The organism is Staphylococcus sp. Z5-21, from assembly GCF_056529615.1.
On the sequence record NZ_CP096462.1, the window covers coordinates 2,103,504 to 2,124,011 of the forward strand.

At 33.3% G+C, this 20,508-nt stretch carries 18 protein-coding genes; 6 read left to right on the forward strand and 12 right to left on the reverse strand.

Annotation, left to right across the window (positions count from 1 at the left end; genetic code table 11):
- Positions 1–60 precede the first annotated feature (60 nt).
- The 4 genes from M1D64_RS10520 to M1D64_RS10535 all read right to left on the reverse strand — a co-directional run bounded on the left by M1D64_RS10520 (position 61) and on the right by M1D64_RS10535 (position 6,521).
- Positions 61–1,578, reverse strand: a complete 1,518-nt coding sequence (locus M1D64_RS10520) for an ABC transporter permease/substrate-binding protein (RefSeq protein WP_041079717.1) — start codon at positions 1,576–1,578, stop codon at positions 61–63.
- On the reverse strand, positions 1,575–2,537 hold the full coding sequence (locus tag M1D64_RS10525) for an ABC transporter ATP-binding protein (protein WP_002483940.1): 963 nt from the start codon (positions 2,535–2,537) through the stop codon (positions 1,575–1,577). Before M1D64_RS10525 ends, M1D64_RS10520 begins: the two co-directional genes overlap by 4 nt.
- 308 nt (positions 2,538–2,845) lie before the next feature.
- Positions 2,846–4,624: a DNA helicase RecQ gene (gene recQ / locus M1D64_RS10530; protein WP_011303656.1), complete on the reverse strand. Its 1,779-nt coding sequence runs from the start codon at positions 4,622–4,624 to the stop codon at positions 2,846–2,848.
- A 13-nt stretch (positions 4,625–4,637) separates the two neighbouring features.
- On the reverse strand, positions 4,638–6,521 hold the full coding sequence (locus tag M1D64_RS10535) for an ABC-F family ATP-binding cassette domain-containing protein (RefSeq protein WP_115338645.1): 1,884 nt from the start codon (positions 6,519–6,521) through the stop codon (positions 4,638–4,640).
- A gap of 112 nt (positions 6,522–6,633) precedes the next feature.
- Between M1D64_RS10535 and M1D64_RS10540 the strand changes: the two genes are divergently transcribed.
- A complete protein-coding gene (locus M1D64_RS10540; RefSeq protein WP_037538970.1) occupies positions 6,634–7,452 on the forward strand; it encodes a ZIP family metal transporter in 819 nt (272 codons plus the stop codon).
- Between the two features lie 218 nt (positions 7,453–7,670).
- Here M1D64_RS10540 and ltaS read toward each other — a convergent pair whose 3' ends face one another.
- The 6 genes from ltaS to M1D64_RS10570 form a co-directional block, all read right to left on the reverse strand.
- Positions 7,671–9,611, reverse strand: a complete 1,941-nt coding sequence (gene ltaS / locus M1D64_RS10545; RefSeq protein ID WP_480977483.1) for a polyglycerol-phosphate lipoteichoic acid synthase LtaS — start codon at positions 9,609–9,611, stop codon at positions 7,671–7,673.
- Between the two features lie 667 nt (positions 9,612–10,278).
- Positions 10,279–11,283, reverse strand: a complete 1,005-nt coding sequence (locus M1D64_RS10550) for a 5-oxoprolinase subunit C family protein (RefSeq protein ID WP_002483945.1) — start codon at positions 11,281–11,283, stop codon at positions 10,279–10,281.
- On the reverse strand, positions 11,271–11,978 hold the full coding sequence (pxpB, locus tag M1D64_RS10555; protein ID WP_002483946.1) for a 5-oxoprolinase subunit PxpB: 708 nt from the start codon (positions 11,976–11,978) through the stop codon (positions 11,271–11,273). The genes M1D64_RS10550 and pxpB overlap by 13 nt, the downstream gene beginning before the upstream one ends.
- Before the next feature lie 339 nt (positions 11,979–12,317).
- Positions 12,318–12,926: an aminotransferase class IV gene (locus tag M1D64_RS10560; protein WP_041079720.1), complete on the reverse strand. Its 609-nt coding sequence runs from the start codon at positions 12,924–12,926 to the stop codon at positions 12,318–12,320.
- Positions 12,926–14,068, reverse strand: a complete 1,143-nt coding sequence (gene pabB, locus M1D64_RS10565; RefSeq protein WP_069825721.1) for an aminodeoxychorismate synthase component I — start codon at positions 14,066–14,068, stop codon at positions 12,926–12,928. The genes M1D64_RS10560 and pabB overlap by 1 nt, the downstream gene beginning before the upstream one ends.
- Positions 14,052–14,645, reverse strand: a complete 594-nt coding sequence (locus M1D64_RS10570) for an anthranilate synthase component II (RefSeq protein ID WP_011303664.1) — start codon at positions 14,643–14,645, stop codon at positions 14,052–14,054. The genes pabB and M1D64_RS10570 overlap by 17 nt, the downstream gene beginning before the upstream one ends.
- Positions 14,646–14,900: 255 nt before the next feature.
- Here M1D64_RS10570 and queC point away from each other — a divergent pair, with 255 nt between their 5' ends.
- The 5 genes from queC to M1D64_RS10595 all read left to right on the forward strand — a co-directional run bounded on the left by queC (position 14,901) and on the right by M1D64_RS10595 (position 17,862).
- Entirely contained in the window at positions 14,901–15,572 is a 672-nt protein-coding gene (queC, locus tag M1D64_RS10575; protein WP_069821746.1) for a 7-cyano-7-deazaguanine synthase QueC, read from the forward strand.
- A gap of 1 nt (position 15,573) precedes the next feature.
- Positions 15,574–15,999: a 6-carboxytetrahydropterin synthase QueD gene (queD, locus tag M1D64_RS10580; RefSeq protein WP_069819972.1), complete on the forward strand. Its 426-nt coding sequence runs from the start codon at positions 15,574–15,576 to the stop codon at positions 15,997–15,999.
- Complete coding sequence (queE, locus tag M1D64_RS10585) at positions 15,992–16,708, forward strand: 7-carboxy-7-deazaguanine synthase QueE (protein ID WP_002483952.1); 717 nt, start codon at positions 15,992–15,994, stop codon at positions 16,706–16,708. The genes queD and queE overlap by 8 nt, the downstream gene beginning before the upstream one ends.
- Before the next feature lie 240 nt (positions 16,709–16,948).
- Complete coding sequence (locus M1D64_RS10590) at positions 16,949–17,542, forward strand: hypothetical protein (protein ID WP_075340016.1); 594 nt, start codon at positions 16,949–16,951, stop codon at positions 17,540–17,542.
- A gap of 68 nt (positions 17,543–17,610) precedes the next feature.
- Positions 17,611–17,862 carry a GlsB/YeaQ/YmgE family stress response membrane protein gene (locus tag M1D64_RS10595; RefSeq protein ID WP_002483954.1) on the forward strand — a complete coding sequence of 84 codons (252 nt, stop codon included), beginning with the start codon at positions 17,611–17,613 and terminating at the stop codon, positions 17,860–17,862.
- A 217-nt stretch (positions 17,863–18,079) separates the two neighbouring features.
- On the opposite strand, the gene M1D64_RS10600 is transcribed toward M1D64_RS10595, so the two are convergent.
- Positions 18,080–19,141, reverse strand: a complete 1,062-nt coding sequence (locus M1D64_RS10600) for a glycosyltransferase family 2 protein (RefSeq protein ID WP_075340015.1) — start codon at positions 19,139–19,141, stop codon at positions 18,080–18,082.
- Between the two features lie 493 nt (positions 19,142–19,634).
- Positions 19,635–20,474 carry an aldo/keto reductase gene (locus M1D64_RS10605; protein ID WP_002483956.1) on the reverse strand — a complete coding sequence of 280 codons (840 nt, stop codon included), beginning with the start codon at positions 20,472–20,474 and terminating at the stop codon, positions 19,635–19,637.
- Between the last annotated feature and the right edge of the window lie 34 nt (positions 20,475–20,508).

A 20,508-nucleotide genomic window follows, 5' to 3' on the forward strand; every position in this document is an offset into this window, starting at 1 on the left:
TTAAGTTTAAAATATGAGGCCAGTACATCATTAGATGTCTCAGCCTCATATTTTTGTATACTAATGTTTTATTAAATTGTGTTTTTCTAAATAATCTTTTGCCACTTGATATGGATCTTTATTCTTAACGGTTACATCATAATTCATCTGTTGCATATCTTCATCTGAAATTTTACCTTCTAATTTATTCAGTGGTTTTTTAATTTCTGGATGTTCTTTTAAGTATGATTCCTTAAACATAGGTGCCCCTTGATAAGGTGGGAAGACATGTTTATCATCTTCTAATACAACCATATCATATTCTTTAAGTTCAGCATCTGTTGAATAAGCATCAATCAAATTAATGTCTCCATTTTCAATTGCTTGATAACGTAATTTAGGCTCCATTGTTTTCACGTCACCTAAATCAAGGTCATATGCTTTTTTAACGGCAGGATAACCATCGCCACGATCATTAAATTCTAAAGTAAAGCCAGGTTTAATCTGATCACTTACTTTATTTAAATCACCAATCGTCTTAATATGATGTGCTTCTGCAAAGTCTCTTTTAACTGCTAAAGCATACGTATTGTTGTATTTCATTGGTTTCAGCATTGTCATATCAAATTTATCTTCCAGACTAGATTTTGCTTGTTGATAGACTTGCGCTTCTTTTTTAGATTTTAAATCCTCTTTTGTTAGTTCACCTAGTACCGTACCTGTAAACTCTAAATAGCCATCAATGTCATCCGATTTTAATGCATTAAATAAGAATGATGTTTTTCCCATACCGTCTTTAACTTCTACAGTATCCTCGGTATCTTGTTCAATTAAAATCTTATACATATTCGTAATCACAGATGGCTCAGAACCTAATTTACCTGCTAGAGTCACTTTGTCACCCTTTTGACCTAGCATAGGCGCAATAATCACTAATAATAAAATAATTACAATGACGCCAAGCGAAATAAGTAATTTTTTATATGACATGTTTTGCATATATCTTAAAACTAAATCAAATAGTATAGCTAATAATGCTGCTGGAATGGCACCAATTAGTATTAATGAAGTATCATTTCGGTCGATACCTAACAAGATAAGATCACCTAAACCACCAGCACCTATTAATGCTGCAAGTGTAGCAGTCCCAATAATTAAAACCATCGCTGTTCTAATACCAGCCATAATAACAGGCATAGCAATAGGTAATTCGACTTTCGAAAGACGTCGTCCAGGTTTCATACCTATCCCTTTTGCCGCTTCCACTAGTGATGGATCCACTTCGTTTATACCTGTATATGTATTTCTTAAAATAGGTAATAATGCATATACAACTAACGCAATCACCGCTGGTACTTTACCAATACCGAACAACGGGATCATAAGACCTAATAAAGCAAGAGAAGGTATTGTTTGTAACACTGCAGCAATATTCATAATAACTTCAGACAATTTACGTGTCTTTGTTAAGGCAATACCTAATGGTACACCTATTAAAGCCGCAATCAACAGAGCAATAAATGAAATTTGAATATGTTCAAATATCGTGGTTAATAATTCTCCCCTACGTTGAATGAGTGTATCTATGAAGGTATTCATTCATGATGACCTCCTTTACGTTCCGATAATATTTCAAAAATGTCCTGACGACTTAACACGTGTTGCGTAGCATTTGTAATATCTTGAACGATAATTGTTTCATGACTTGCTAACGCTGAATAGATATCTTTCACGTATTTGTCACTATCGATAACAGGATAACCTGCTTTCACATCTTGCTCATGGATAGGAAGTCCATCAATGATTTCTGATAATTTTAAATCATTAACCGTACGTTGTAATTGATTTCCCATAAATTGTTTCACAAAGTCATTTTTAGGATGATTGATGAATCCTTCTGGCGTATCAATTTGTTCTACATGACCTTTATTTAACAAACAAATTCTATCTCCCAATTTCATTGCTTCTTGAATATCATGTGTCACAAAAATAATCGTTTTCTTGATTTGTTGTTGAAGTTCTAATAAATCATCTTGTAATTTCTCTCGACTAATGGGATCTAACGCACTAAATGGCTCATCCATTAAGATAACTGGTGGATCGGCTGCTAATGCTCGAACAACGCCTACACGTTGTTGTTGACCACCAGATAGCTCATCAGGTTTTCTATTTTTATATGTTTCTGGTTCTAAACCAACCATATCCATGAGTTCTTCAACACGCTGATTCGTTGTTTGTTCATTCCATTTTTTCATCTGTGGTACTTGCGCAATGTTTTCTTTAATTGTCATATGTGGAAATAAAGCAATTTGTTGCAACACATACCCAATATCCCATCTCATTTCATAAACAGGATAGTCACTTATCGGCTTATCATTAAAATAGATGTAACCTTCTGAAAGTGAGATTAATCTATTAATCATCTTTAAAGTTGTCGTCTTACCGCAACCAGATGGCCCAATCAATACAAAAAATTCCCCTTTTTGTATATTGAAACTGATATCATCTACGGCTGTTTTATCCCCATAACGTTTTACTACATTTTTAAATTCTATCACTTTATCACCTTCACTTTAATATACTCAAATTACAATTATTATAGTTTATTCCCTATTTATATATAATTTATGTATTATTCATCAAAAACTCAAAACAACATTAAACATACATCTTATAAAACTTTTTATAAAAATAGCGAAGTTAATTTTTAACAAAAACTAAATCTATGGCATACATGGTTGCATAGAAATATTAATTATTGTCAAATTAACTTCGCAGTTATGTTGTTCATGATAAGTACACATTTTCATTTATATTATTATTAAGTATATAGATATATTTTTGAAAATTAAAATGTTTTGCTCATTTAACTTTTAGCTTTGTATGTTTGGATTTTTTCTAAAAACATCGGACAGTAATGCTTTAATTTATAACTTCCTACACCATCAATCAAAATCATCTCTTGTTTAGATTCTGGTTTTCTTTTTGCAAATTCTTCTAATGTGAAATCTGAGAATATGCTGACTGGTGGAATACTTAACGACTCACTTAATTGCTTGCGTACGTTAATTAATTCATCAAACAATGCACGGTCTACACCTTCGACCGTATTGATATTTACTTTCTCTTTTGACTTACGTTTAAATGGTGTTGTATATACATCTACTTGGTTATTCAATAATTCTTTGACTGAATTATCACAAGTTAAAATTTCATCGTGTTCATTTAAAAATCCTTTAAATCTAAGTTCATCAATAAGGTGACTGAGATCAGATGTTGTATAATTTTTCATAATGCCATGTGTTGATAGCTGATGATAATCACAATAGCGAATATAATCTGACTCTTCGCCTCTCAACACTTGAATAATCACACTATAACTTTCTTGTTGTTTCATACGTGCAATACAACTGACAATCATCTTAGCTTCATCCGTCATATTGTACGTTTTATTTTCAACGACACAATTACTACATTGGCCACATTCTTCTAATTTTTCATTTGGCTCAAAATAATGAACAAGCGTCGCTTCCAGACATTTCTTAGTTTTAGTATAAAGTATCATTTTATTAAGCTTTTCACCCATTTTATCTTTGTAATCATCGTCTGCTTTTGATGATGAAATAAAATATTGGTGCAAGCCAATATCACGTTCACTAAATAGCAATATACAATCACTATTTAAACCATCACGTCCTGCACGTCCTGCTTCTTGATAATAAGATTCTAAATCACCTGGCATATTGTAATGGATCACAAAACGAACATTAGATTTGTCAATTCCCATACCAAATGCGTTGGTAGCTACTACAACACGGACACGGTCATAAACAAAATCGTTCTGTGCTGCCTCACGTTCTTTATTAGAAAGCCCAGCGTGGTATATGGTACTATCTACGCCGTTGTTTTCTAAAGCGTCATGTAATTCTTCTACTTGTTTACGCGTTGAACAATAAATAATACCCGCTGCATTTTTATGTTCTTTGACGTACTCCATCACAAATTTCTGACGTTGATAAGTCGGATTTACTTTAAAAACTAAATTACGTCGTTTTGTACTTGTTTTAACCTCATCATGCTTACCAATATTCAAACGTTCCATGATGTCTTTTTGAACTTCTATCGTGGCTGTCGCTGTAAGTGCTACAATCGTAAAATCTTGTGGTAATGCAAACACTTTATGAATAACATCTTGATAACTCGGTCTAAAATCATGACCCCATTTTGAAATACAATGTGCTTCGTCAAATGCAACTAAATGAATAGATAGTTGTTGTAATAATCTTATAAAATAAACATTATCAAAACGTTCCGGTGCAACATATAAAAATTGAATCTCACCTTTTCGAAGTTGGGTCTCAATTTCTTTTTGTTGCTTTTGCGTCAAACTACTATTTAAGTAAGCTGCATGTATACCCATGGCCTTTAATTGATCAACTTGGTCTTTCATCAAAGAAATTAATGGGCTGATGACAATCGTTGTTCCACCCAACATTAATCCTGGTACTTGATAACAAATTGATTTTCCCCCACCAGTTGGTAACACACCTAGCACATTTTGATGGTTCATGACTCTAGTTATGATTTCTTTTTGACCAGGACGATAAGTGTCATAGCCAAAATAATGTGATAATGTTGACTCCATGTTATAAAATCCCTCATTGTTCTTTTAGTTCTTCAAGTTCGCTCCATCTTGAGATATCTGTTTCATACTGTTCATTTAATTGCTTTTGTTCTTCATTCAACGCTTTTATCTTAGCGTAATCTGAACTTGCTGCAACCATTTCTTCATCAATCTCTTCTAATCTCTGTTCAGTTGTATCAATACGTTCAATGATAGTTTCATATTCTTTTTGCTCTTTATATGATAAACCTTTTTTCTTTTTCTTCTCATTATTTGTTTTATCTTTTGATTGTTGTTTAGCCTGTTGTTCTATCTTTTGATCTTGCTCTTTTTTATATGCTTCGTAATCCTCAAACGTACCGATGATGCGTTCCATTTTTCCGTCATGAATATACCAATATTCCTGAGCGACTTTATTTAAAAAGTATCGATCATGGCTGACAGTGATGACGGCACCACCAAATGTCTCAACATAATCTTCAAGAATTGTAAGTGTCTCTGTATCTAAATCATTTGTTGGTTCATCTAGTAGTAGCACATTCGGTTGATGGACTAATAATTTTAAAAGATATAACCTTTTTTGCTCGCCACCTGATAATTTATAGATTTTTTTACCATGTGTTGCACTTGGAAATAGAAATCTTTCAAGCAATTGCGTTATAGATACGGAAGTGCCATCTTTTTCTTTAGCAACTTCACTTTCTTCTCTTAAATAGTCAATCATCCTGATGTCGCGCTCGAGACGCTCTTCTGTTTGTTTAAAATATGCGACCTTAACGGTTTGACCAATTTTAAGATTACCTTCATAACTTTGATCTTCACCGCTCAATATATTCAGTAATGTTGTCTTACCTGCGCCATTTGGCCCCACAATACCTATTTGTTGGCCACTTTGAATGATTTGTGTGATGTCTTCAAATAGCGTTTTATCATTTATCCGTTTGGTTAAATGCTCTAATTCAAACACTTGTTTTCCAAGTCTTGAATATGCCAAATTCAACGATGCTTTATCTTGATGTTGTTGTCCTTTCACATCTTGTTCCAAATCATTAAATCTGTTCTTTCTAGCTTGTTGTTTAGTAGAACGGGCTTTAACACCAGCACGCATCCATGCGAGTTCTTTTTTATATAAGGATTGTTGCTTAGCCTGTTGTTTTTGTTCTATGACTTCATTTTCAGCACGTTTAGCAATATAAGCTTCATAATTACCTGTATATGTCGTGAGTTTACCGCGATCAAGTTCTATGATGCGTGACGATACTTCATTTAAAAAGTAACGATCATGCGTTACAAACAATACTGTATGCGGATATTGTTTTACATAATTGATTAACCAATTGATAGATTCAAAATCTAAATGGTTGGTAGGTTCATCTAAGAGTAGTAAATCAGGTTGTTCTATTAATGTTTTAGCTAAGCCAACCCTTTTTTGTTGACCACCAGAAAGTGCACTCACTTCTTTCGTCGTGTCATTAATACCTAATTTTGACAGAATCGTTTTAATTTCTGCACTATAATCCCACGCCTGATAATTATCCATCTCTTCTTGTGCATGCATCATTTTTTTGAAATCATCATCGCTTTGTGTTGCAGTATATTGATTTAAAGCTGATTCATATGCACGAATCACTTGTAGTGTTTTCGTTTCTGAAGTTAATACAGCTTCAAATACAGTCATATTACGATCAAATTCTTGCTTTTGCGAAGAATATCTAATGCGATAGGCGTTAGGATGCGAGACTTCAGCATTAAAGTCTTCATCTAATCCAGCTATCACTTGGAGTAGTGTACTTTTTCCTGTACCGTTTATACCTACAAGTCCTATTTTTTCACCTTCAGAAATAGACAATTGCAAATCATCAAAAATGATTTTATCGGCATATGATTTATGTAAATGTTCAATTTTGTATGCTTCCATTGTCCAACATCCTTTTAAATATCGAAAATTATAATTATTTCTGTTAAACTTAATTTCAGTTCTATATATTATACACCTTTTTGAACTCAAATGATACAAAGGAGCGAAGCTTATGTCGGAAAATTTCCAAAACTTACCTCCTTATATCCAAGCATTAATAGCAGGTATTATCACTTGGCTACTAACTGCATTAGGAGCAGCAGCGGTCTTTATTTTTAAAAGAGTAAACGACAAAATATTAAATTCTATGCAAGGGTTTGCTGCAGGTATAATGATTGCAGCAAGTTTTTGGTCTCTTTTACAACCAGCTATTGACTATGGCGAAGGTTCATCAGTAGCATGGTTACCCGCTGCTATCGGTTTTCTATTGGGCGGTCTTTTCATTCGTGGATTAGATTTAGTCATCCCACATATACACCCTAACACCCAAGACACAAACCAATACCACGAAGGTGTAAATACTAAAAAACTCAATAAAAACACGTTACTTGTTTTAGCTATTACACTCCATAACATTCCTGAAGGCCTATCAATCGGTGTCGCATTTGGCGGTATTGTATCTGGTAATGGACAAGCGACATTTTTAGGTGCACTTGGACTCGCAATTGGTATTGGTATCCAGAATATTCCTGAAGGCGCTGCCCTATCTATGCCGATACGAGCTGCAGGAGCCTCAAGATGGAAAGCTTTTAATTATGGACAAGCATCCGCAATCGTTGAACCTATATTTGCAACGATTGGTGCAGCAGCCGTATTAATTATTACACCCATGCTACCATATGCGTTAGCATTTGCTGCAGGTGCAATGATATTCGTTGTGGTTGAAGAACTAATCCCTGATTCCCAAGCCAGTAATAACACTGATCTTGCAACGTTAAGTTTAATGGTTGGTTTCACAATCATGATGATACTTGATGTAGCTCTAGGATAAGAGATAAGGCATACGATCATACCCTATTCAAACTTTATAGGATTTCCAGTAAAAAACGTCAATTTCTATTTTTTATACATAGAAATTGACGTTTTTTCTTTTATAAAATTTTTAGCACATTGTGACGCATTCCCCATACGCAATCAATGCGCGTACTTATCGATTAGGTTATAAAAATAAGCGCCCGAGACTTTGGTGTCTCGAGCGCTTTAATAAAATTATTTTTTCTCTTGTCCTTTTGGACCTGTTTTATATTCATACTCTGATGGTTTAATCTTATCGAAATCTGGGTTGTCATAGAATCTCAATAAGTCTCCGTTAAGCACGTCATCACTCATCTGTAAATCTTTTTCAGATTGTTGTTTACGTTTTTCGAAGTCTTTAGGTTTTTCAGTCATAGGTTCATTATTCTTATTATCATAAATTCTGCCATTAACATATTTATAGTCTTTGGTTACAAAGTCACCATTTCTAAATGGTACTGTGTCATTGTGATCTTTAGATAATAAATCTGTACCCATCATGAGATAATTTTTCGTGTCGATACCCATTAAGTGTAAGATCGTAGGCATTACGTCTGCTTGACCTGCATAAGTCTTATCAACGGTACCTTCTTTACCAGGAATCTTCAACCAGAAACCAGTTCGGTTTAAATCGTTGAATTTAGCTGGCGTAATATCTTCGCCTAATAATTTTTCCATCGCTTTGTTATGATTTTCAGAGATACCATAGTGGTCACCGTAAATCATAATAACTGAGTCGTCATATAGACCTTTTTTCTTCAATTCATTTACAAATTCTTCTAATGATTTATCTAAATATCTTGCTGTTTGTATATAACCATCTACCGTGGAGTCACCAGTGTTTGGTTTTTCAATTGATGCGTCTTCAGGAGACACTGTAAATGGATAATGGTTTGTTAACGTAATTAAATGATTGTAGAACGGTTGTTTTTCTTTAGCTAAATAGTCAGCAGATTCTTTAAAGAACTCTTTATCTTTAAGACCTAAGTTTTCAATATTATCTTCAGACATATCATAATATGTCGCATCATAGAATTTATCTATACCAAAGTGTTTGTATACTTGATCACGGTTCCAGAATGTTTTGTAGTCACCATGCATAACACTAGATGTATAACCTTGTTGTTGATCTAATATAGCAGGTAACGATTGGTAAGTATTATCACCTTTTAGAGAATACGCTGACCCTTGAGGTAAGCCGAATAAACTGTTATCCATTGTAAACTCTGAATCCGATGTTTTACCTTGACCAGTTTGATGATAGAAGTTTGGATAGTATCTATAGCCTTCATTACCTGTTGAAAGTTTGTTTAAGAAAGGCGTTACTTCTTCACCGTTCACTTTTTTATTAATTAGGAACGTTTGGAAACTTTCTAAGTGAATTTTAATAATATTTTTCTTCTTAGCTGCACCAAAATATTCTTTATTAGGCTCAGTTTGCTTTTGTTTTGTATAATTCAATACTTTTGTTAAATCATCTTCGTTTGCCAATGCTTTTTGTTGATTATTTTGTATTGTTTTAACACCATCATAAACAGTGAAGTTATATGGTCCTAAGTACTTAACTAAATATTTATGGTCAAATGTACGCGTTAATAATTCTGGACGATCTGATTCAGCAAACGCTAAGTTCAAGAAGAATAATGCGATTGAAGCAGCCATCACGACTGGAACAAATTTCTTACTGAACACGCGCTTATCAAGCCATTTTTGTTTAAAGATTAAAACGAATAAGTAAATGATTGTATCAATAAAGTATACAAAATCATACCATTTGAATGATGCCGTCACTGCACCACCCATAGATTCAACATTCCCAGCTTGATTCAATGTACTAAATGTTAAGAAATCAGAAAAGAATCTGAAGTATACAACATTTGCATATAGTAAGAACGTTAATATAAAGCCACCAATAAAGATGAACCAAAATGCTTTCTTACCTTTGAAAAATAAGAAAATACTTAGTACTAATGCGATTAAACTGTATGGATTCATTAATAAGATTAAGTTTTGAACTAATCCTTTAACACCTAAAGAAAAATCAACATAGTATGAAAAATACGTTTTTAAAGTGACAGTTAATACTGTTAAAATAAAAAACGCAAAAAGAGTCAATTTCTTTTTGTGCAATTTCATGTTTTTATCCCCCGATATAGATTAATAATGGCTAGAATACAATCCAAACCTCGTATAGAATGGCTAAGTTACTTTTTCAATAAACTTGTTAGCGATGTTGATATCTCTAACTCAGTCTGCGTCCTTATTTGCTTTGTTGATGATACTTCTGGCTAATATTTATTAAAATCTTCAAATCAGATTATAATTTATTAATAGTAAAGTCAGTGTATTACTTCATTTTTTAAATTTAATTTTTTAAATATCCATTAAGTTGGCATATTTAAACTATATTGATTTAATTAACGTCGTGTTTTACGAGTCATTTACAAACTTCAATCATTTGTAATGCATTCGTAACAAAACGCACACAGTTCAATTAATAAATATAAAGCAAATCCAGTTGAATATCAAGTAAAAACACACTTTTTTATGTATTTAAGGACTAAATAAATACTTTGTTAACGGCTTATTAAAACGATGTTAACTGGTTATTAATTATTAATATGCCATTTAATTATACACTGCATATTATGTATATTAATCAGGCTTGAGTCGTATGTCATCATAATTTAATCTTCACTCCAGTGATAGATACTGATATAAATAAAAAAACTGCAATCCAACAAGATACACTTGTGGATTACAGCTCACTAAAGTTTAATTGTTCAATTTCAGTTCAACACTGTTATTTGAGCATTTCTAATTGCATACGATACTCAATACCATGAAATAGTTGATTCAACCAATTTGTGTATTTAATTAAATTTTTCTCCGCGCTTTCTACATCGATAAATTGGAACTTCAATTTAGTACCTTGATGCTTTTGTCCTAATTTAGTTAAATGATAGCTTGCAATTGTACCAATTTGGGGGTAACTACCCAATGTATAATGATCGTTCAGTAAAATAATGGGTGTGCCATCTCTTTTAACTTGTATCGTGCCAATTTGTACTGATTGATGCGCAGGCATATCTTCATAGAAAGCTTTTACTGGTTTACCTTCTACATACATGCCGACCCTGTTCGCTTTACTCGTCACTTTATATTCACCAGATGTAAATCGACTTAATGCTTTTTGTTCAAAGTCTTCTGTGCCTTTATTTTTAATAACATGGAACACATCAGACATATAATTAAAGGACAATGCGTAGCCATCAATTCCCCAGTCAGTTTGATGTGTTTCTTCTAAATTCTCAAAAAGTTTATGATGACGCTCGGTATAATCACGTTTCATATTGATTTCGTCACCTTTTTTTAAACTTCGTCCATGGAAACCACCGATATTCGATTTAAAATCTGTTGATGTTGAACCTAACCATTCATCTAACTCGAAACCGCCACCTATTGCCAAATACACCCGAGATGTATGCTTCGTTTCAGTAAATGCTAGGACGTCACCTTTTTCCATTAAATATAATTTGTTTGGCAAGACTTTCATATGTGCTGTCTCAGCTTTAAAGCTGCCACCACTCATAGCAATTAATGTAGGCTCCGTAAAACGAAAGCTTGCCATTCTATTTGTCATTTCCAATGTAGCTTCATGTTTATCATTGGCTACTAATCTATTTGCTATTTCATGGGAAAGCGGATCTAAGGCACCACCTGGAATCACACCGTCATGTTCATAGCCTTTTCGTCCAAAATCTTGAAAACTAGAAAATAACCCTTCGCCTTCTATTATGATTGACATGGTTCAAAGCCTCCTAAATCCAGCGATTCCTCTGTCGTTGCTTGAAATACAACATTATCACCAAGCTTAAGTTTGGTGAAATCTTTTAATTCTGGATTAAATAATTTTACAGGTGTATAACCAATCACTAACCAGTCACCATAAGTATCTGTCGTCGTAATCCCCGTCTTTTTGCCTTCGATAATAACTGATCCTGCAGGTATGAAGGTTTTATTACCTCCAGTATGATTGACGAATAAACGTTTAGACATGCCAGTCAAATAAGGGAACCCTGGTGTATAGCCCATCATAGAAACAAAATATGTTGGTTGCGTATGTAATTTTACAAATTTTTCAAAGTCCAATTTATAATGTGCTAATAAAGCGTCTAAATCCGGACCATATTCTCCTCCATAAATAACTGGTATTTCTATTGAAGGTGCGGGCGCGTCTTCATGTTTAATCTCTAATTGTATAGTTTGCATCAATGCTTTCATATATAAGAATGGAGACTGTATATGGTGGTGCTTGATCATGTCACGTGCATCATAACAAATCATCATATCTGATTCCGTCGGCACAATTTCAGTAATAAATGGATATTGTTTATCTGCTAAATACTTTTTCAAAGCTAATAACTCTTCAGTTAAATCTTTAGAGACCTCTTTTTCTATAGAAACCACAATAGCTTGGTCCCCTTGACTATATATTTTCATAGGCTCACCTCGTAATTTGTTACTATCGATAAAACACATCTAATGCTTGTGCCAGATAATGTACGATTGCTTTCATCAAAAAAAAGACAATAATAAACTGAATGATACATGATGTCGTAATGACCAACTTAGTTAAGTAAATGCTTTGTCGTTGTGTTAATAAATGTACTACCCATTTGGTAATGACAGAAATTATAATAATTACTAGTATCCAAGCTAGTATCATCATTTTGCTTCACTCACATTCTACTGTTATTTTGCCCTTATTTTATTTACTCAATTCATGATTAAACCACTTTATGATTTTATTTACTACACCATGTTTATACTTTTTATATTCTATAGATAAATTTCTACGTCGGCAACCTCTCTCAAACTATTTATCAGAAAAAGGGATACCTTGCCTTGCGCAACTTTTTCCTTTAATTCGTTTAAATAAAAGTTTTTTTCTAGCAATGCGCCATTGTCGATCATCTCTTGTCGCTTACAACCGAGTAAAAAATCTGCTTCATAAACAGGTGTAAAAAGTTGATTATTTTCTTTAATAGCTACATTCCCAATATCAAATTCTAATATTTTACCCTTTTCATCATAAAGTAGTATAAGGTCTGTCTCATGCATGTGCGCTAAGTGGTCTCTTTGCGTTGTTTTGTTGATTACTACTGATCTAGGTATATGATTTTGTAATTGTTGAAATTTTGCTGTAAATGCCTTTTTATCTGATAAATCTGCAACGACATGTTGCATTGTGCCATCTGGATTTAGAATAAGTTTCGTTCTAAAATGTCCTACTGGATGTTTTTCAATGATGGTATTGATCTCATTTTTCCATAAATCACCATCAAACCTGAATCCTAATCGTGCTGCTGACCGTTCCATTCGTGCTTTATGATAAGACAATCTTGGTAATTTACCTGCTTCCATACGCAAAGTTTCAAATAGCTGCATTATAATCTCTCCAGTATTTTTGTTTTATCTTTAAATTCTTGCACTTCATTTTCAGGTATAGAATCAATAGTAATCCCTGAACCCACTCCATAAATTGCTTCATCATTTAAGTATTGTATTGTGCGAATTGGCACATTGAAAATAGATTTACCCTCCGGCAATAATAAGCCGATTGTGCCACAATAAGCATGTCTCGGTGTCTGTTCTAAATCTTTAATATATTGCATCGTATTCAATTTAGGTGCACCGGTAATTGAACCACAAGGGAATAAAGCAGTTAATACATCTATTAAATCTGTCTTGCTACTAAGTTCACTTGTTACCATTGAAGTCATTTGAAAAACGGTGCTATACGTTTCGATATGAAAAGGTTTATAGACCTTTACGGTTCCAGTCTTTGCAATTCGACTCATATCATTACGTAATAAATCTACAATCATCACGTTCTCCGCTCTATCTTTTGCCGATTCTGCCAGTGTCATTTGGTTAAGTTGGTCTTCTGCTTTCGTTTTACCTCGTGCGATGGTCCCTTTCATTGGTTTACTTAATAGTACATCTGCTTTGTTTTTAAAAGGGCCTCGTTGGAAAAATAATTCGGGTGACATAGAGGCAATTTGTATTTCTTCTGTATCTATAAGTGCAGCATAAAAACCATGATTTTGTTGTAATAACGTATAATATAAATCTGCAATGGGTTGTCGTATTTGATCTGTTAAACGTGTTGTGTAGTTTACTTGATATGTATTGCCTTCAATAATCGCCGATTGAATCATTTTAATATGTTCTACCAGTTGAGACGATGGGCGTTTAAATTTAAAATTACATTTCTGTTGCGGTGGTTGTTTGTCATTTTGTTTTTCAGCATTCGTAGCTTGATCAAACGCATAAGCTGCTGCATATATATACGCATCTTCAATTTTCACTGTAGACATTTGAGGATTAAAATACGGTGCCGCTTCATAGGCTATATAAAGCGCAACATAATAACCTGCTTTTTGCTTAGATTCTGCAAAAGAAATCACTTCCCCAACCGTTTCAATGTTCAGAGCTACTTTTTTATCTGTACACTGTGTGAGTAAATATTGATGCATTTCATAATTTTCTTCATCTAATGTATAACGATAATTAAAGTGTATTTGCATGATACGCCTCCACTATATTTATAAATGTTTGTATTTGTGTTAACCCATGTTCACTTAGGATTGATTCAGGATGATATTGAACGCCATATATAGGTAATACTTTATGTTCTAACCCCATAATAATATTGTCTTCATTGATTGCAGTAATTTCTAATGTATTCGGAAAAGTTTGTGCATGAGCTTTTAAAGAATGATAGCGCATAACTTTAAAAGTTTCCGGTAATTGATGAAATAGACCTTTGCCACTATGTCGAATTTGAGTAGTATGCCCATGAATCGGTTTATCACTTTTGATAATATCGCCACCAAAATAAGTCACAATTTGTTGGAAGCCAAGGCAAACACCTAGTATGGGCATTGCTTCAGAGAATGTTTTAATAACCTCATTTAATAATGGATAATCTCTGGGCGCACCTGGCCCCGGAGAAATAATAATTGCTTTAGGTGCTAGCTCATATATTTTATTTACTGTTAAATACGTAACGTCTATCACTTCGATTAAGCCACGATAACTTTGTTTTACATAGTCTACAATGTTATAAGTAAACGAATCTTTATTATCAATAATTAATATCATGTTGTCGCCTCTTTTTAAAAATGTTCAATAGTCTGTTATACTTATTATCACAAATATTAGCTTGATTTTACAGTTTAAATATATTATTCTGAATCACGTTATAAATGAATATAAAGAGGTTCCTAGCTGATACCCTCTATAAAAAACTAGACACATGTACAACGTCTGTCTTTTTTATAGAGATAGGCGTTTTTTTATGCGCTTATCTATACCCTGTACCAGTTAGTTCGACTATTTTTAAGGAGTGCAAGACAAATGTCAGAACAAACATTAGACAATAACAAAGCCATCGTCGTATTTAGTGGTGGTCAAGATAGTACGACGTGCTTATTTTGGGCAAAAAAACATTTTGAGTCGGTAGAACTTGTCACATTCGCATATGGCCAAAGACATGACACCGAAATTGAAGTCGCAAAGCAAATTGCAGATGAACAAGGTGTGAAGCATCATCTACTTGATATGTCATTACTTTCACAACTTACACCCAATGCATTAACGCAACACGACTTAGACATCGAGGTTGGTGATGATGGTATTCCAAATACCTTTGTACCTGCAAGAAATTTATTATTCCTTTCATTTGCTGGTGCATTAGCTTACCAAACCAATGCCAAACATATTATTACCGGCGTTTGCGAAACTGACTTTTCAGGATATCCAGACTGTAGAGATAGCTTTGTTAAATCAATGAATGTCACATTATCACTTTCTATGGATAAAGACTTCGTCATTCATACACCATTAATGTGGTTAGATAAAAAAGCCACATGGGCTTTAAGTGATGATTTAGGCGTTTTAGATTATATCCGTTACAATACGTTAACTTGTTATAACGGCGTCATTGGAGATGGCTGTGGAGAATGTCCAGCTTGTCAATTAAGAGCAAATGGTTTAAATGCTTATCTAGCGGAAGAAGGAGTGGACTAATATGTTCCAACAAAATTATCCAAGCGTACAACATCCCTATAGCTTCGAACTAAATAAAGACTTTAATTTTTCTGCTGCACATTACATACCAAGTGATGATGCAGGAAAATGCATGCGTACACATGGTCACACATACTTTGTAAATTTAACAATTGCTGGTGACACTTTAGATCACAATGGTTTCTTAGTGAATTTTAGTGAATTGAAACAATTGGTTCATGGCCAATTTGATCATTATTTACTTAATGATTTACCTCAATTTGAAGGCAAAAGCCCTTCTACCGAAATCGTTGCCCAAACTATTTATGAAATGGTTCAAACTTCGTTGAATCAACGTGACAACCAACCTAAATGTTTACAGGTCTATGTCAGAGAAACGCCTACCAGTTACGTTGTTTATCGACCAAAGGAGACAAAACATGAGTAAAATACCCGTTTTAGAAATATTTGGCCCAACTATTCAAGGTGAAGGACGCGTGATAGGTAGAAAGACCATGTTTGTGCGTACAGCAGGGTGTGATTATCGTTGTAGTTGGTGCGATTCAAGTTTCACTTGGGACGGTAGTGCTAAAGAAGATATTAGAATGATGTCAGCTGAAGAAATATATGACCAACTTTATCATATTGCTGGCGATTCATTTAATCATGTCACTATTTCAGGTGGAAATCCTGCTTTAATTAAAGGCATTCAACAATTAGTAGATTTATTTGATGACAAAGGGATTCAAAGTGCTTTAGAAACACAAGGTAGCAAATTCCAACCATGGATGACTCAAATTGATGACTTAACTATTAGCCCCAAACCACCAAGTTCAAAAATGAAACCTAATCTCCCTATTCTAGATGAAGTCATCGAGCAATGTGTGCCGGAATCATTGAACTTGAAAGTTGTAATCTTTGATGACGAAGACTACCAATTCGCTAAGATGATTCATCATCGTTATCCTACTGTGCCTTTCTATTTACAGGTCGGAAATCCCTACTTAGATGGCGAGCATGTAGAAGCTCACACTGAAAAATTATTATCATTATATGAAACATTGGTAGACCGCGTGATGGTGAGTAGTGATATGAATAATGTATATGTATTACCTCAATTACACACACTGCTTTGGAGTAACAAAAAAGGTGTTTAAATTGAGTATTGAATGCGATCCGTTGTATAATGCTCTTTGTCTATATAACGAATCGCTTTTTTTGTGATGCAAATATTATATAGTGGATTATCACTGTAGACATCATTTCATTCATTTATATCAAATTATTCTTATTCAAACTATATTGGATAATTTTTAATTAAAGACATGAAATTAAATGATTAACTTTAACTTAATTGATATAATGTTTCAATGAAGTATCTAGGTTAGGAGAGCATCATGCTGATTAATATCATTATAAATATCGCTGCGATATGCATCATACTTGGTATTGATTTATATCGTCAGAATTTTAAACAACTAAAGTTTAGCTCTATACTAATAGCAATCTGTCTCAACAGTATTATTAATATATTTCTAGTTGGAGAATATGATTACATCGTATTTTATACATGTGGTCAACTAATAATTTGGACATTATTACAATTATATCTAGACCGAAAAGTAGCTGCTTTCAAGGTAACAGACCAAAAATTTATCGCAGTTGTACTCACAATCATTTTGAGTACTTCACTCATTCTTACATATAGTACGAGTCATGATTCTTATTACATGTCTATCCCTTATTTAGCGCCAGCTATTTTCCTTATTGGAGCAATTTTACTATTTTATAGTACCTTTCAGCCAAAAGAAAAAGAACAACTTAAACCTATGAATCGGATTAAGCGCCCTATCTTTGTCGGGCAATTATTGATTATACTTTCCTTTACGATAATGACCTTATTAACACCCTATTGGTATGCTTTCATCATAATTCATTTACTATTTATCGGGTTTTTATTATGGCAGAATATATTTTTTTCTAATAAATGATTAAGATATTATATTTTGTGGTATATGATAACAGTTAATTAAGTTTTTATTAAAGGAGGTAAATCATTATGGGCTTTATTCTTATGTTAATTGTCGGTGGTTTAATCGGCTGGATTGCTGGTGGTATCGTCGGTAAAGATATTCCAGGTGGTATTTTAGGTAATATTATTGCTGGTATCGTTGGTTCAGCATTAGGTTCTTGGCTACTTGGAGATTGGGGTTGGCACTTAGGTGGCATCGCTGTGTTCCCAGCACTTATCGGTACAATTATCTTAGTAGCAGTTGTATCATTTATTTTTGGTAAATTACGTAAAAAATAATCGCAATTTTTAAAAGCCAATTTCGAATAATCGAAATTGGCTTTTTTTCTATGTCTTTGTTGACCATTTATCATAATATTATTAGTCCTAATTGCACTTTATATAAATAAAAAAGCGATACAAGCTAGCCACTTATCAAGTGTCCACCTTGTATCGCGTGTGTTGCAAAATCATTATGCACACTAACTTTCAATACGCTTAACAATTAACAGGTAACTCATCTGTTTTTAATTAATTCTTTTTCTGATTTACTTTTTTCAGACATTTCATGTTGTCGATCGTTGCGTTCGATTTCATGGTTAATGTCTTGATTTATATTTTGTTTATTATTATCACACGCATAGTTAAAGTTCGTTGCTTGGACGATGTATTTTGGACGTTGTTTCACTTCATAATAAATACGTCCAATATATTCGCCTACAATACCAATGGATGTCAACTGTATCCCACCGAGTAATAAGATAGCGGCAATCGTAGAGAAATAACCTGGCGTTTCCACACCACGAATCATAATACCGACTGAAATGTATCCTATATAAAGTAAACTAATAAAGAACACGATAAGCCCAAGATATATCATGGCCCGTAATGGTTTATTATTAAAAGAAATTAAGCCATCTATACCGTAATTTAATAATTTACTAAATGACCATTTTGATTCGCCATCTTCACGCTCTACATTTTCATACGTAAACACTTTGGTATTATAACCAATCCACTCATATAATCCTTTTGAAAAACGATTATATTCATCTAATTGTGTGAGTGATATAACAGCACGTTGACTCAGTAATCTAAAGTCTCCAATACCGTCTTCTAGTTTAATATCTTCAACAAATTGATTAATTAATTTATAATAAATTTTAGTCATTACTTTTCTGGATTGTTTTTCACCAATTCTATCACGCTTAGCTATCACTTGATCGTAACCGTCCATATAACCTTCAATCATCTGAGGGATGAGTTCCGGCGGATGTTGTAAATCGGCATCTATCATAATCACACCATCACAGTCTTTACTATGTTGGTAGCCAGCTATCATTGCAGATTCTTTACCAAAGTTTCGGCTAAATGAAATAAATTTCACGTGATGATCTTTTGTAGCCATATCTTGTATATAATTAATTGTTTTGTCTTTACTACCATCATCTACAAATAATATATCGTAGTCATAGTGATGGTACTGACTATCTTTCGATAAAATCTCAGTCAATTTTTCATACGTTTTTAAAATCACTTCACCTTCATTATAACAAGGTACTATAACTCTGATTTGCATACCTAAACACCTTCATTTCAATTACTTCAATTTTACTTTATCAATTCCCACCTACATCATGCTATCTAAATCAATTAAATTTACACAATCTTTATATAGCCTTAATGTTCAATGGTAAAACTTAATGTATATGCTTAGTTTCTGCCTTTGCTTAAATTAACACGTTCATGTCAATTTAATGTTCATAAACTCAGTAAAAACGATTTTTACTCAACCAATCATATTGACTGAAATTTAAAATGATTAAAGATATAAATTGTTACATTAAGTCTATCAACTATTGGAACTATTTGAAAACAATAACCATTGCAACAATAAATAAAGGGAGTGGGACAGAAATCAAATTTTTTAATAGAGATTTCGTAGTCCCACCCCGGCAAGGATGACTAGGATTGAAAAAAGCTTGATATAAGCGTATTTTCAATTCAGTCATCTACTGCCTAAACGAAAAAGAGTCTGAGACAACTATTTATGTCCCAGACTCATCTTTCGTTTATTTTAATGTACCGATGCGTACTTCATCTGGATCTTTACCTTGTCTTTCATCACGATTCATTGCATCAATTTCTGCGATATCTGTGAGCTCAAGATTAAAATCGAAGATATCATAATTTTCTTTAATACGTTCAGGTGTCTTTGATTTTGGAATAATAAGTCGGTTATGTGCAAGATGCCAACGTAACACAATTTGAGCCGGTGTCTTCTCATAGCGTTCTGCTAGTTTTAAAATGACTTCATGTTCAAGTAAACCTCGATTTCTCATCAACGGCATCCACGCTGTAACAGCAATATCTTTACTATCACAGTATGCTTGCAGTTCTTGTTGATTAAAGTAAGGATGTACTTCAATTTGATTCACAGCTGGCACGATATCTGTTTCACTCATTAATTTCTCTAAATGGTGTTGTTTAAAGTTACATACACCAATCGCACGTATTCTACCCGCTTCATATAATGCCTCCATAGCTTTATAACTTTCTATAAATAAGTCATCTGCTTCACATGGCCAATGTATTAAAAATAAATCTAGGTAATCAGTACCTAAATTTTCAATAGATTTAGTAAAAAATTCAATTGTACGGTCATAACCCTGATAATCATTCCATAATTTTGATGTAATAAATAAATCTTCACGCGGAATGTCAGCTTTTTTTAATGCATTGCCTAAGGCTATTTCATTTTTATAAAAATAGGCAGTATCAAATGCACGATAACCAGCATCTAGTGCTGTTGCTACTGAAACATTCATTTCGTCATCAGTAATTTTATAGACACCTAATCCAACTTTCGGCATAGGATAACCGTTGTTTAAATAATATACGTCTTCTAACATAATTCAAACCCCTTTTCATTTATGCTTCTAAATC

Bases quoted from the DNA above. Each gene is read 5' to 3' on its own strand.
- M1D64_RS10520 (WP_041079717.1), bottom strand. From the start codon at position 1,578: ATGAATACCTTCATAGATACACTCATTCAACGTAGGGGAGAATTATTA.
- recQ (WP_011303656.1), bottom strand. From the start codon at position 4,624: ATGGAGTCAACATTATCACATTATTTTGGCTATGACACTTATCGTCCT.
- M1D64_RS10535 (WP_115338645.1), bottom strand. From the start codon at position 6,521: ATGGAAGCATACAAAATTGAACATTTACATAAATCATATGCCGATAAA.
- M1D64_RS10540 (WP_037538970.1), top strand. From the start codon at position 6,634: ATGTCGGAAAATTTCCAAAACTTACCTCCTTATATCCAAGCATTAATA.
- ltaS (WP_480977483.1), bottom strand. From the start codon at position 9,611: ATGAAATTGCACAAAAAGAAATTGACTCTTTTTGCGTTTTTTATTTTA.
- M1D64_RS10550 (WP_002483945.1), bottom strand. From the start codon at position 11,283: ATGTCAATCATAATAGAAGGCGAAGGGTTATTTTCTAGTTTTCAAGAT.
- pxpB (WP_002483946.1), bottom strand. From the start codon at position 11,978: ATGAAAATATATAGTCAAGGGGACCAAGCTATTGTGGTTTCTATAGAA.
- M1D64_RS10560 (WP_041079720.1), bottom strand. From the start codon at position 12,926: ATGCAGCTATTTGAAACTTTGCGTATGGAAGCAGGTAAATTACCAAGA.
- pabB (WP_069825721.1), bottom strand. From the start codon at position 14,068: ATGCAAATACACTTTAATTATCGTTATACATTAGATGAAGAAAATTAT.
- M1D64_RS10570 (WP_011303664.1), bottom strand. From the start codon at position 14,645: ATGATATTAATTATTGATAATAAAGATTCGTTTACTTATAACATTGTA.
- queC (WP_069821746.1), top strand. From the start codon at position 14,901: ATGTCAGAACAAACATTAGACAATAACAAAGCCATCGTCGTATTTAGT.
- queD (WP_069819972.1), top strand. From the start codon at position 15,574: ATGTTCCAACAAAATTATCCAAGCGTACAACATCCCTATAGCTTCGAA.
- queE (WP_002483952.1), top strand. From the start codon at position 15,992: ATGAGTAAAATACCCGTTTTAGAAATATTTGGCCCAACTATTCAAGGT.
- M1D64_RS10590 (WP_075340016.1), top strand. From the start codon at position 16,949: ATGCTGATTAATATCATTATAAATATCGCTGCGATATGCATCATACTT.
- M1D64_RS10595 (WP_002483954.1), top strand. From the start codon at position 17,611: ATGGGCTTTATTCTTATGTTAATTGTCGGTGGTTTAATCGGCTGGATT.
- M1D64_RS10600 (WP_075340015.1), bottom strand. From the start codon at position 19,141: ATGCAAATCAGAGTTATAGTACCTTGTTATAATGAAGGTGAAGTGATT.
- M1D64_RS10605 (WP_002483956.1), bottom strand. From the start codon at position 20,474: ATGTTAGAAGACGTATATTATTTAAACAACGGTTATCCTATGCCGAAA.